12 protein-coding genes are annotated in these 12,417 nt (G+C 64.1%); 4 read left to right on the forward strand and 8 right to left on the reverse strand.

The genetic code is table 11. From position 1 onward, the window contains the following. Positions 1-57: 57 nt before the first annotated feature. Positions 58-1,893, forward strand: a complete 1,836-nt coding sequence (locus tag FJ471_RS24745) for an ATP-binding protein (protein ID WP_140807348.1) — start codon at positions 58-60, stop codon at positions 1,891-1,893. A gap of 266 nt (positions 1,894-2,159) precedes the next feature. Here FJ471_RS24745 and FJ471_RS24750 read toward each other — a convergent pair whose 3' ends face one another. Both FJ471_RS24750 and miaA read right to left on the reverse strand, forming a co-directional pair. Continuing rightward, the gene (locus FJ471_RS24750; RefSeq protein ID WP_140807349.1) at positions 2,160-2,951 is read right to left on the reverse strand and encodes a GGDEF domain-containing protein; all 792 of its coding nucleotides are present in this window, start codon (positions 2,949-2,951) and stop codon (positions 2,160-2,162) included. Between the two features lie 126 nt (positions 2,952-3,077). Beyond that, positions 3,078-4,022: a tRNA (adenosine(37)-N6)-dimethylallyltransferase MiaA gene (gene miaA / locus FJ471_RS24755; RefSeq protein WP_140807360.1), complete on the reverse strand. Its 945-nt coding sequence runs from the start codon at positions 4,020-4,022 to the stop codon at positions 3,078-3,080. Here miaA and serB point away from each other — a divergent pair. Both serB and FJ471_RS24765 read left to right on the forward strand, forming a co-directional pair. Continuing rightward, positions 4,012-4,899: a phosphoserine phosphatase SerB gene (gene serB / locus FJ471_RS24760; RefSeq protein WP_140807350.1), complete on the forward strand. Its 888-nt coding sequence runs from the start codon at positions 4,012-4,014 to the stop codon at positions 4,897-4,899. The genes miaA and serB overlap by 11 nt on opposite strands. Before the next feature lie 144 nt (positions 4,900-5,043). Then, positions 5,044-5,616: a GNAT family N-acetyltransferase gene (locus FJ471_RS24765; protein ID WP_140807351.1), complete on the forward strand. Its 573-nt coding sequence runs from the start codon at positions 5,044-5,046 to the stop codon at positions 5,614-5,616. Positions 5,617-5,661: 45 nt separating this feature from the next. Here FJ471_RS24765 and FJ471_RS24770 read toward each other — a convergent pair whose 3' ends face one another. From FJ471_RS24770 to FJ471_RS24795, 6 genes are all read right to left on the reverse strand, one after another. After that, entirely contained in the window at positions 5,662-7,179 is a 1,518-nt protein-coding gene (locus FJ471_RS24770) for a DegQ family serine endoprotease (RefSeq protein ID WP_140807352.1), read from the reverse strand. Between the two features lie 208 nt (positions 7,180-7,387). Further along, complete coding sequence (locus tag FJ471_RS24775) at positions 7,388-7,573, reverse strand: DUF2065 domain-containing protein (RefSeq protein ID WP_140807353.1); 186 nt, start codon at positions 7,571-7,573, stop codon at positions 7,388-7,390. 6 nt (positions 7,574-7,579) lie between these two features. Further along, complete coding sequence (locus FJ471_RS24780; protein WP_140807354.1) at positions 7,580-8,521, reverse strand: protease modulator HflC; 942 nt, start codon at positions 8,519-8,521, stop codon at positions 7,580-7,582. Next, the gene (gene hflK, locus FJ471_RS24785; RefSeq protein WP_140807355.1) at positions 8,521-9,630 is read right to left on the reverse strand and encodes an FtsH protease activity modulator HflK; all 1,110 of its coding nucleotides are present in this window, start codon (positions 9,628-9,630) and stop codon (positions 8,521-8,523) included. The genes FJ471_RS24780 and hflK overlap by 1 nt, the downstream gene beginning before the upstream one ends. 247 nt (positions 9,631-9,877) lie before the next feature. Continuing rightward, positions 9,878-10,396 carry a dihydrofolate reductase gene (locus FJ471_RS24790; RefSeq protein ID WP_140807356.1) on the reverse strand — a complete coding sequence of 173 codons (519 nt, stop codon included), beginning with the start codon at positions 10,394-10,396 and terminating at the stop codon, positions 9,878-9,880. Beyond that, on the reverse strand, positions 10,396-11,409 hold the full coding sequence (locus FJ471_RS24795) for a DUF4424 domain-containing protein (protein WP_140807357.1): 1,014 nt from the start codon (positions 11,407-11,409) through the stop codon (positions 10,396-10,398). The genes FJ471_RS24790 and FJ471_RS24795 overlap by 1 nt, the downstream gene beginning before the upstream one ends. 141 nt (positions 11,410-11,550) lie before the next feature. Between FJ471_RS24795 and cobF the strand changes: the two genes are divergently transcribed. Continuing rightward, positions 11,551-12,315, forward strand: coding sequence for a precorrin-6A synthase (deacetylating) (gene cobF, locus FJ471_RS24800; RefSeq protein WP_140807358.1), 765 nt, complete (start codon positions 11,551-11,553; stop codon positions 12,313-12,315). The last annotated feature ends 102 nt before the right edge of the window (positions 12,316-12,417 follow it).

Raw genomic sequence — 12,417 nt, forward strand, 5'->3', positions numbered from 1 at the left:
TGACTTTAACCCCGATTGGATAGGGTCGACGCTCCAGGGGAATGGGACCAGGGCAATATGTTTGTTGAACGCGAAGCCTCCGTTGGGGAACCGACCTCGCAGGAACGCCGCAACATCCAGCAGAACGACAAGCGCATTCTGGGCAATGTCGTGCAATGCGACGGCGCGCGCGCCACCATTTGCGCCTATGCGGAAGACGCCGAAGGCGCCGTCACCGGCCTTTGGACAGTCGGCAAGATGATCTCCATCAATCTCGGCTCGACAAGAACGGTCGGCCTTGTCTATGCCATCGGCAAGTCGGACCTCGCCTGGAACCACGAAGGGCAGAACCTGATCGAGGTCAGCGTCGAACTGGTCGGCGAAGTGCGCGACGGCGCCGAGCCCGGCTCCAAGCCGGTGTTCGACCGCGGCATCACCACCTATCCGCATATCGGCGCCATTGCCCACAGCATCCGCAGCCGCGACCTGCAGGCGGTCTATGACCTTGCCGGGCGCCATTCGGTGACCATCGGTACGCTATCGCAGGATGAATCGATCGATGCCAACATCGCCATCGACGACACGCTGGCGCGCCATTTCGCCATCGTCGGCACCACCGGCGTCGGCAAATCGACGGCGGTCTCACTGCTCTTGCGCAAGACGATCGAGGCGCGTCCGGACTTGCGTGTGCTCATCCTCGACCCGCACAACGAGTTCGCCGCCTCGCTGCCGGAATATTGCGTCAAGGTCGATTCCAAGACGCTCGACCTGCCGTTCTGGATGTTCAGGCTGGAGGAGTTCGCCGAAGTGCTGTTTCGCGGCCGCGAGACGGTGCCCGAGGAAGTGGATGTCCTGCGCGACCTGATCCCGGCCGCCAAGAACCTCTACCGCAACCCGAATTCCGGCACCTATGTCCGGCGCGGCAGCGATGCGCTGACGGCGGACACGCCGGTGCCTTACCGCATCGCCGATCTCATCAAGCAGATCGACGAGCGCATGGGCCTGCTTGAAAGCAAGAACGACCGCCCGACCCTGAAATCGCTGAAGATGCGCATCGAATCGGCCGCCGCCGATCCGCGCTATCGCTTCATGTTCAATTCACGCCTGATCGAGGACACGATCCACGAAACGATCGGCAATATCTTCCGCGTCCCCAGCCATGGCCGCCCGGTCACTTGCTTCGAGATGGCGGGCATGCCTTCGGAAGTCGTCAACTCGGTCTGCTCGGTGCTGGCGCGCCTGGCCTTCGACCTGGCCCTGTGGAGCGAGGGCCGGCTGAGGCTGCTCCTGCTTTGCGAAGAAGCCCACCGCTACATGCCGGCAGATCCGCGTCTCGGCTTCGCGCCGACCCGCCATGCTTTGTCGCGCATCGCCAAGGAGGGCCGCAAATATGGCTGCTATCTCGGCGTCGTCACCCAGCGCCCGGGCGAGCTCGACCCGACCATCCTGTCGCAATGCTCGACCTTCTTCGCCATGCGGCTTGCCAACGAGCAGGACCAGGCGATCATCCGCTCGGCGATCGCCGACTCCTCTGCCTCGACGCTGGCCTTCCTGTCCTCCATGGGCCAGCGCGAGGCCATCGCTTTCGGCGAAGGCGTCGCGACAACCATGCGGCTGAAGTTCGAGAAGCTGCCACAGCAATTCATCCCCGGAACCGCCAAGGGCGAGCAGATCGAACCCTCCGTGGACGGCAGCGACGTCGACCTGGCCATGATCGTCGAGCGGCTGCGCAACGTTCCGAAGCCGCAGCAATCCATGGCGTACGCCGAGGCCGTGGACTCTTCGCGCCAAGCCGGCGACCCGGACTATAAGAAGCCGGCCACCGCCGCCGCCCGCGTCCAGCCCGACGACGACTTCGACACGCGCTACGGCCTGAAGCCCTCGACCTTCGGCATGCGCCAGTTCAACGATTGATCGGCCATCCTCGCAAGCAGGTAAATCCCGCCAGGAAATTCGTCAGGCTGAGTCGGGTGAAGTCGCCTTCGAGAACCGAAGCGAAGCGGACATAAAGTCCGTGAGCACGCGCATGACCCCGAAAATCGAGAGCGATTTTCGGAAAGGCTCATGCGCAAAGTCAAAAGTGCTACAGCGTCCTTTGCGCGTCCGAACGGGCGCGCGGCGCTGTAGAAGGGCAGAAGACGGCTTCAGACGGCCAGCCTGACGAATTTAGTGGTGGGATTTCAGGCGCAGACGCGATTGCGGCCCTGCTTCTTCGCCTCATAGAGCTGGCGATCGGCGCGGCGGTAGAAATCCTCCGCGCTCTCCTTGTGATCCCAGACGGCAAGGCCGACGCTGGTGGTGACCTTCAGCCGCACATTGCCCGACATGATCGACATGTTGGCGATCGCCTTGCGGATGCGTTCGGCGAACCTGGCGAGCAGTTCGACATCCATGTTGGGGGTGACGACGGCAAACTCCTCGCCGCCCAGCCGCGCCACCACATCATGATAGCGCGTCATGCCTCTCAGGCAGGTGGCAACGGCCCTCAGCACCTCGTCGCCGACATCGTGCCCATGTGTGTCGTTGACCTGTTTGAAATGATCGAGATCGAGGATCATCAGCCCGACCGGCCTGTCGATGCGGCGAAACTCGTGCAGATATTCGCGCAGCGCATCGTCGAAATAGCGGCGGTTCTGCATTCCGGTGAGACTGTCGGTGAGCGCCGCCTGCTCGAGCGTCTGCGAACGGGCGCTGAGCGAAACCGTCATGGCCCTGAGCTTGCCCTCTTCCCGCACCTGGCCACGGATCAGCGGGTAGATGAAGAAGGTGCCGAAGAACAGCGCGGTCGCCAGCAGCGCGCCGGTGACGAACAGCAATTTGTTGAGATAGATGATTTTGTCGACGCGCGAAGCCGTATCGAGGTCGGCGGCGATGTCCTGCAATTGGCCATAGGCATGGAAGGTCACCAGGCCCGCGGCCAGGATCACAAAAATAAACACGAAAAATGCGGATTCCGCCTTATGGAAACGCATCTACTCCCCGCGGCACTGTAGCCCCCTGAGGTTATGGCATGGCTGACCTTACGGACCGTTAACCCGGACAACCTTGGCGAGAATTAGAGCCGGGGATTTTAAGGTGCTGATTGAAAAAGCTTTTCATCAGTCCCGGAGCATCGATTCGTCGCCCGGCCGCAGCCTGCGCCACTCCGCTCCCAGCTGGTGCCTGAACCAGGTCGACTGGCGCTTGGCATACTGCCGCGTCGCGATCTTGGCGCGTTCGATGGCTTCGGGAAAATCCGACTGTCCGGCCATTGCCGCCTGGAGCTCGCGCACGCCGATCGCTTTCATCGCCGGCAGATCCGGGTCGAGGCCGAGCGCGATGAGCTGACGCACTTCGTCGAGCGCGCCCTTGTCGAGCATCTGGTCGAAACGCGCCTCGATGCGCCGCACCAGTTGCTCCCGGTCCGGCTCGATGACCAGGAAGCGCGCGCTGTCGCGATCGATCAGCGGTCGGCCGCGCTCCGACTGCCATTCCAGGATCGAGCGCCCCGAAGCATCGAGCACCTCGAGTGCCCGCACGATGCGCTGGCCGTCGGTCGGCCTGAGCTGCATCGCCATAGCCGAGTCCTCGTGCATCAGCAGGCGATGCAGTCTTTCGGCCCCTTGTTCCTTGAGCTCGTAGCGCCAGCGCTCACGGACGGTCGGTGGAATGTCCGGCATGTCCGAGATGCCTTCGGCCAGGGCGCGGAAGTAGAGCCCGGTGCCGCCGACGAAAACGACCGGACGGCCCGACAGGACGCCGTCTTCTATGAGCTTCGTGACATCGCGCAGCCAGGCGCCGGTGGAATAGGCCGTGGAGGGATGCACGTGGCCGTAAAGGAAATGCGGAACGCGTGCCATTTCGGCGGCGCTCGGCCGCGCCGTCAGGACATCGAGCACCGAATAGCCCTGCATGGAATCGGTGTTGACGATGACGCCGCCATCGCGCCCGGCGAGATCGAGCGCCAGCGCCGACTTGCCGCTGGCGGTCGGCCCGGCTATCAGGATTGCGTTCTTGACGCGGCCTTCGCCCGCCTGCTTGCCGGAATTCTCGATGCCGCTGATCGCCACTTTAGTGTCCCGTCCAGAAGCCCGCGCCGTGCCGGCCTCGCTTGCGAATATGGCCTTGCGGGCCGCCGGCGCAAGCGCCGTTCATTGGCTGGCCGAGGACATCGCCTGCGATCTCGTTTTGCCGCAGACGCCCGATATCGGCGAAATGACCGCCAATCTGCGCGCCGCATTGGCGTCCGAGCCGGTCGACGTGATCGTCCAGCTCGCTGAAGCCAGGCGCAAGAAGATCCTGCTTGCGGACATGGATTCGACGATGATCGACCAGGAATGCATCGACGAGCTTGCCGACGAGATCGGCGTCAAGGACCATGTGGCGGCGATCACCGCGCGCTCGATGAATGGCGAGATCGCCTTCGAACCCGCTTTGCGCGAACGCGTCGCCTTGCTCAAAGGCCTCGACACCGCCGTTGTCGACCGCATCATCGCCAACCGGCTGACGCTCGCCGCGGGCGGCCGCGCCTTGGTGCAAACGATGCGCGCCAACGGTGCCTGGACGGCGCTGGTCTCCGGCGGCTTCGACGTCTTCACCAGCCGCATCGCCGATATGCTCGGGTTCCAGGAAAACCGGGCCAACCGGCTGATCGAGGACGGCGGCGAATTCACCGGCATGGTGGCCGAGCCGATCCTCGGCCGCGCCGCCAAGGCCGAAGCGCTGCTCGACATCGCGGGGAGGCTCGGGCTGACGACCGAGGATGCCATCGCGGTCGGCGACGGCGCCAACGATCTCGACATGATCCGTCTTGCCGGCACCGGCGTCGCGCTTCACGCCAAGCCGGCGGTGGCGGAACAGGCGCGGATCCGCATCGACCATGGCGACCTGACCGCGCTGCTCTATCTCCAGGGCTACCGCCGGGACGAGTTCGCCGAATGAGACCTCTTCAGAATTCGCTCCGGCGAGACATGTGGCGTGGCTGTCGAGAACCGGAGCGGAGCGGACATTTGAGTCCGTGAGCACCGGAAGCGCAGAAAGCCGCGTCAGATGTCCCGCCGGAGTAGAATTATCAAGAGGTCTCCCATGACGCCGATCCGCACCGAGCGCCTGATCCTGCGCAACTGGGAAGAGCGCGACCGCGCGCTTTTCCATCGCATCAACTCCGACGAGCGCGTGATGGAATTCTTCCCGTTTCGCCGCGACCGTGCCGCGGCCGACGCCAAGATGGACGAGGTGCGCGCCTGGATCGATGAGGATGGCTACGGCTTCGCCGCGGCCGAGCTTGCCGCAACTGGCGAATGCATCGGCTTCGTCGGATTGTCCGGGACGGAAGACATCGATGTGCTGGCGCCCGGCACGATCGAGATCGGCTGGCGGCTGGCGCCGGAATTCTGGGGCAAGGGCTATGTCACCGAGGCGTCGGAAGCCTGGCTTGCCTTCGGCTTCGAAACGCTTGGCGTCGACGAAATCGTATCGTTCGCGGTCGCCGGCAATCATCGCTCGATCGCCGTCATGAAGCGGCTCGGCATGCGAGCCGATGCGGACGCCGATTTCGATCATCCTGCTGTCCCCGACAGCCACCCGCACCTCAAGCGGCATGCAATGTACAGGCTGTCGCGCGAGGACTGGCAGGCACGAAAAAGGGCGGCCCGCTAGCCGCCCTTTTCATTGAAGTCCAGTTGGTTGGGCGCGTTTGCGGACTCAATCCATCCGGATCGTGACGAAGCGCAGCTCACCGGTCTTCGAGGCCAGCATCAACAGCGCGTTCTTGCGGCCCTGTTCCTTCAGCGCGCCGATCCGGTCCATCACATCCTTCGGCGTGCCGACCGATTCCTGCGCGATCTCGGTGATCACCTCGCCGGGCTGGATGCCGCGCTCGGCCGCCGCCGAATCCTTGGCGACATCGGTGATGACCACGCCCGACACGTCGGCCGCTATGCCGAACTTCTGCCGCGTCTGGTCGTTGAGTTCGCCGACCGTCATGCCGAGCACCGAGGCCGTCGATACCGGAGGAGCCGCCTTGTCGCCCTTGTCCTGGTCGGTGTTGCCGTTCTCGCCGCTGGCCAGCTTCTCGCCGTCCTCGAGCCGGCCGAGCGTCACCTTGACGGTCTGCTCGACGCCCTTGCGCACGATGACCACGTCGACCGCCTTGCCGACCGGGCTTTCGGCGACGACGCGCGGCAGGTCGCGCATTTCATGGATATCCTTGCCGTCGAACTTGATGATGACGTCACCGGCCTGGACCGAGCCGTTGTCGACCGGCCCGCCCTTAATGACGCCGGCCACCAACGCGCCCTTGGCGGTCGCCATGCCGAGGCTTTCGGCTATGTCGTCCGTCACCGGCTGGATGCGCACGCCAAGCCAGCCGCGCCGCGTCTCGCCATACTGGCGAAGCTGGTCGACGACGCCCGCGGCAAGCTGCGAAGGAATCGAGAAGCCGATGCCGATCGAGCCACCCGACGGCGAGATGATCGCCGTGTTGATGCCGATGACCTCGCCTTCGGCGTCGAACAGCGGACCGCCGGAATTGCCGCGGTTGATGGCGGCGTCGGTCTGGATGAAGTCGTCATAGGGTCCTGAATTGATGTCGCGGTTGCGCGCCGAGACGATGCCGACCGTGACCGTGCCGCCCAGGCCGAACGGATTGCCGATCGCCATCACCCAGTCGCCGACGCGCATCTTGGTGGAATCGCCGAATTTCACCGCGGTCAGCTTGTGGCCTTTCGGATCGACCTTCAGCACCGCGACATCGGTCTTGGTGTCGGTGCCGACCAGCGTCGCCTTCAGCGTGATGCCGTCGGAGAAGTTGACCTCGATATCGTCGGCATCGGCGATGACGTGGTTGTTGGTCACCACGATGCCCTGCTCGGCGTCGATGACGAAGCCGGAGCCGAGCGACTGCACTTTCTGCGCGGCTCCCCCCTTGTCACCGCCACGGTTCTTGAAGAAATCGTCGAAGAAATCCTGGAACGGCGATCCCTCGGGCAATTGCGGCATCGGCACCGCGCTCGGTCCTTCCGTGCCTTTCACCGTCTGCGAGGTCGAGATGTTGACCACTGCGCCGAGCAGCCGCTCGGCGAGATCGGCCACCGAAGGCGGTCCATCGGAGGCGATCGTCGGCGTGACGAAAGACGGAACGGCAACAATGCCAACCGCGAATGCCGTGGCGCCGGCGAAGACCATGCGCCGTGCCGCGCGCAACAGGGTGTCGGATATCATCGTGGCCTCCCGGTGTTTCTGAAAAGGAAAAGCGCATCCGCAAAGGCGCCTGTCCGGTTCATGTTGGCAAGAAATAAGGCACGTTTGCGGCCATAGCTATCGGCAGAAGATAAATCGTCAATCGCTTCGGCACCAAGGAATTTTCATTCGAGCAATTCCAGGAAAAGTGCCAAGCGATTTTCCGTCCGGAATTGCGTAAGACAAACAACTAGCCGCGGACCAGCCAGATGATGCCGACACCGATGGCGATCGCCACCAGCCCGCCGATCCGCAGCACATTTTCCGGCACCGACAGCACCTCGGTGGCGAGTTTCCGGGCCAAAGCCGGAAACCCTCCATAGACCAGCCCTTCGATCACCAGGACCAGGCCGATCGCCGCCAGAAAGTCCTGCACCGCCCGCTACTGGGCGGTGCCGGTCGCAGGCGCCGGAGCCGTCGCAGGCGCGGCAGGTGCCGGCCCGGGCTTGCTGTCCGGATCGCGGAAGTAGCGGAAGAACTCGGACTCGGGCGAGAGCACCATCGTCGTTCCGGTGTTGTCCAGCGCCGTGCCATAGGCATTCATCGAGCGATAGAAATCGAAGAAGGCCGGATCGCGCTTATAGGCGTCCGCGAAGGTGGCGCTGCGCTGCGCATCGCCCTCACCGCGCAGGATTTCCGATTCCTTCTGCGCCTCGGCGACGATCTCGACGACCTCGCGGTCGGCTCGCGCCCTGATGCGCTGCGCAGCCTCGTTGCCGCGGGCTCTCAGCCGCTCGGCTTCCGCCAGGCGCTCGGCCTTCATGCGGTCGTAAGTCTGCTGCGAGACCTCCGCCGTCAGATCGGTCCGGCGGATGCGCACATCCTCGATGTCGAGGCCGAGCGAGGTCGCATCGGGGCGAAGCTGGTCGCGCACCTCGCGCATCATGACGCCGCGCTCCTCGGAGAGCGCAGCCTCGAAGTCGCGCAGGCCGTAGACACGGCGCAGCGCCGCGTCGAGACGCGTCCTCAGCCGGGCTTCGGCCAGTTCCACCTGTCCGGACACCGCCGCGCGGAAGGTGCGCGGGTCCGAAATGCGGTAGGCGATGAAGGCGTCGACCTCGTAGAACTTGCCGCCCGACACCTGCACGCGGATATTGTCGAGGTCGAAGCGCATCACGCGCTTTTCGACCATCTGCACGCTGTCCGCATCGAAGAAGGCGAACGGCGCCTTGAAGTAGACCCCGGGCTCGCTCTTGACGTCAATGATCTCGCCGAACCTGAGCACGATCGCCTGCTGACCGGCATTGACCACGAAGATCGAGGAGTAGAGCAGGAACAGAAGGACGGCCGCGATGACGGCGATGATGGGAAGACGGTTGGCCATCACTGGTTACCTCCCGTCGTCACGCCCAGCGCCGGCGCCGGTGGCGCCTTCGGCTGCAATGCCGGCAGCGGCAGGTAGGGCAGCACGCCCTGACCGTTGCCCTGCTCGACGACGACCTTGTTCGAGTCCTTCAGGATCTTCTCCATGGTTTCGAGATAGAGGCGCTTGCGCGTGACGTCGGGCGCCTTGGCGTATTCGTTGTAGACCGAGATGAAGCGCTGCGCCTCGCCCTCCGCCTCCTGCACGACACGGTTCTTGTAGGCGGCGGCGTCCTCGCGGACCTGCGCCGCCTGGCCGCGTGCCTGGCCGAGCTTCTGGTTGGAGTACTGGTTGGCCTGCTCGACGAACTTGTCCTCGTCCTGCTCGGCGCGCTGCACCTCGTCGAAGGCATCGGCCACTTCGCGCGGCGGCGCCGCGTCCTCGATCGAGATCGCGTTGACCTGGAGGCCGGTCTTGTAACCGTCGAGCGTGCCCTGGATGATCTCGCGCACCGCCGTTGCGATACCCTGGCGATCGTCGCGGAAGATGTCCTGGGCCGGGCGCCGGCCGACGACTTCGCGCATGGCGCTTTCGGCGACCTGGGCCAGCATGCCGTCGGGATCGGAAACGTCGAACAGATAGGCCTTGGGATCGGAGACCTGGTAGGCGACGGAGAACTGCACGTTGACGATGTTCTGGTCGCCGGAGAGCATCAGCCCGGAGCCGCTGCTCGCGCCGCCACCGACGCTGACGAGTTGCTCGGAGATCTTGGCGGTCTCGACCGTTTCGATCGGCCACCAGTGGAAATGCAGGCCCGGCTGCGAAAGCTCGGCCTTCGGCTTGCCGAAGCGCAGTTCGACCGCGACTTCGTCAGGCTGCACGGTATAGATCGCCTTGAAGGCCCACAGCGCGATGAGCGCCAGCGCGATCAGTCCGAGCACGGCCGGGCTGGCGCCGCCACCTCCCGGAAGCGCGCGCCGCAGCCTGTCCTGGCCGCGGCGGATGATGTCCTCGAGATCGGGAGGCGAACCTTGCGGGCCGCTTGGCCCTTTCGGTCCCTGCCCCCAGGCCCCCTGATTGCCGCCGCCGCCCCAGGGGCCGCCGCCACCGCTCTTGTCGTTCCAGGGCATGAATGTCCTTTCGCTTCGGTTCCCTCAGGCCTTACGGCGCAATCCTAGCGCATGATCCCAAAAACCCATATCGGTTTTCGGAAAGGAAACATGCGCCAAAATCAAAGTTTTACAGCGACCTCTTGCGCGTCCGGTTGGACGCGCGCTGCTGTAACATCGTTCTTCTATAGGGACGCGTCGATCCGCTTTCAACGCGATGTGCCGCCGCCACGATGCGATTTGGAGAGGTAGCGACCCTTTGTCGTCGTCAATGAGCGTCGCGACGGCGTTCGTACACTGTATAGCGCGTGGCGTGGCTGTCCTTCTCGCCGGCAGGAAAGTCCTCGGCGCGGACAACTTGCCAGACATCTGGATCGATCGGCGGGAAATGCGCGTCGCCATCGACGCTGGCCAGCACATGCGTCACGTGCAGCCGGTCGGCAAGCGGCAAAGCCTGCGCGTAGATCTCGCCGCCACCGACCACGCAGATCTCCTCCGCTCCCGCCATGCAGCGGCCGCGCACCTTGGCCAGCGCGACCGCGTCATCCAGCGAGTGGGCCACTTCTATACCCTCGGCGCGCCAGGTCTCGTCGCGCGTCACCACGATGTTGAGACGGCCGGGCAGCGGCCGGCCGATGCCTTCATAGGTTTTGCGGCCCATGATGATCGGCTTGCCCATCGTGTCGGCCTTGAAGCGCTTGAGATCGGTGGAAAGCCGCCACGGCAGGCCGCCCTCCCGGCCGATCACGCCGTTTTCGGCGATGGCGACATAGATCGCGATGTCCATCAGCCGCCGTTCCCGCCATTGTCCGACGGCTCCAGCAGCAGGATGTCGATGTCGTGCTCGGGATAGAAATCCTTGGCGGTGATCTCGAACGTCGTCGGCCCGACCTTTTTGACATTGTCGCCGCAGAAGGAGACGAGATTCTTGGGGCTGCCCTTGTCGATCGTCAGCTTGAAGTTGCCGATAGTGCCGGAGGCCCAATTACCCCCCGTGGTCAGGATGTAGGCGATCCGGCTCTCGTAATATTTCGGATAGCCGTCGGGGTTTTCCTTCGCGGCCTTGCGGACCGCGTTCTCGAACGCGCCGTCCATGCAATAGCGGGTCTTGTAGGCCGCATACTGGCCCTGGAACTGGCCGTCGGAGAAGAAACTGACCGAGGAGGTGCCGCCGACGCTCGGCTTATAGCGGTGCGAAACATGGACCTCCTTGTTGGCAGGGAAGGTCGAGCGCCACCAATAGGTCGAGCGCAATTGCCAGAACGGCGCATAGGCGGTTTGCATGCCCGAGCCGTCATCGGCGGTATCCTCGATGATGATGCCGCGGTCTTCCCAATCCTTGGCGACATCCTTTGGCAGCTTCGCCAGCGCCGCCTTGGCGGCATCGCCGAACGGATAGAGCGGCACGTTCTGCGCCTTGAGGTCCGTGGTGATGTCGATGCCCAGCGCAAACGCCCTTTGCTCGAGCTGGGGCTTCGCGTCGACGCCGTCGATGGTCACCTCGAAGCCGAGGAAATTGTCGCTCTGCGCTTCCGGGATCGCCGGCATCTCGTTGGGATCGCCCTCGATGTCGGGCATCGGGAACGCGACGATGGAGCTGACATCCTTGTCGGTGTTGTTGCGGAAGACATAATCGACCGTCACCTTCTCCGGCGAGATGAAAAGATCCTCGCTCTGCATGGCGACCGCATCGCTGCGCGACAGGATCAGCCCGCCGGTGCCGAGCTCGGCGACGGAATCATTGGCGAGGGCCGGAGCGGCCATGATTGCCAGCGCTGCGGCCACTACGGTGCGTAACATGGACCCTCCTCTCTGCAGCGATGCCGGGACCAGCCGGATGCGCGCTTCCATCTAGCCGTTTCAAGACGGCGTTTCAAAGCCCTTCGTCACCCTGTACCGGTACTTCTGGACACCGCGCCGCCGATCGGGCAGGAGATCGCCATGCGCAAGCTTCTCGTCATCGGCATCGGCGCCGGCAATCCCGACCACATGACGGTCCAGGCCATCGACGGCCTGAACCGAGCCGACGTGCTGTTCATTCCCGACAAGGGAGCGACGAAGAACGATCTCGCCGATTTGCGCCGGCAGATCTGCGACCGCTTCGTCACCAATCCGAAATCGCGCCCGGTCGAGTTCGATGTGCCGGTTCGGGCCGAGCCGACATCGTCTTACCGGACGACCGTCGACGACTGGCACGAGGCGATCGCCGAAATCTACGAGACCTTGATCCGCGAGGAGCTTGCCGAAGACGGCTGCGGCGCGTTCCTGATCTGGGGCGACCCGTCGCTCTATGACAGCGCGCTGCGCATCCTCGAGCGCGTGCGCCTCAGGGGCAATGTCGGCTTCGAGCTCGAAGTCATCCCCGGCATCACCGCGATCCAGGCGCTGGCCGCCGCCCACGCGACAGCACTCAACCGCATCGGCGATTCGATCCTGGTCACCACCGGGCGGCGGTTGACCGAAGAAGGACTGCCAGCCAATGCCGGCTCGACCATAGTCATGCTCGACGGCAAATGCGCCTTCAACACGCTGGCCGACCAGAACGTCCTCATCCAGTGGGGCGCCTATCTCGGCACGCCGGACGAGATCATTATCGCCGGCCGGCTGGGCGATGTCGGCGCCGAGATCCAGACGGTGCGTGAAGAAGCCCGGCGAAAGAAGGGCTGGATCATGGATACGTATCTGCTGAGGAAGCCAGAGGATTAGGCAGTAGGGATTAGGCAATAGAGAGTGGACTGCACCCCTGTTGTGAGACAGGGAATAGGTGACAGCGTTAGCGTTAGGCCGCACGGGGCTGCTGCGCAGCAG

Source organism: Mesorhizobium sp. B2-7-1 (genome assembly GCF_006440735.1).
In the GTDB taxonomy this organism is placed as follows: Bacteria; Pseudomonadota; Alphaproteobacteria; order Rhizobiales; family Rhizobiaceae; genus Mesorhizobium.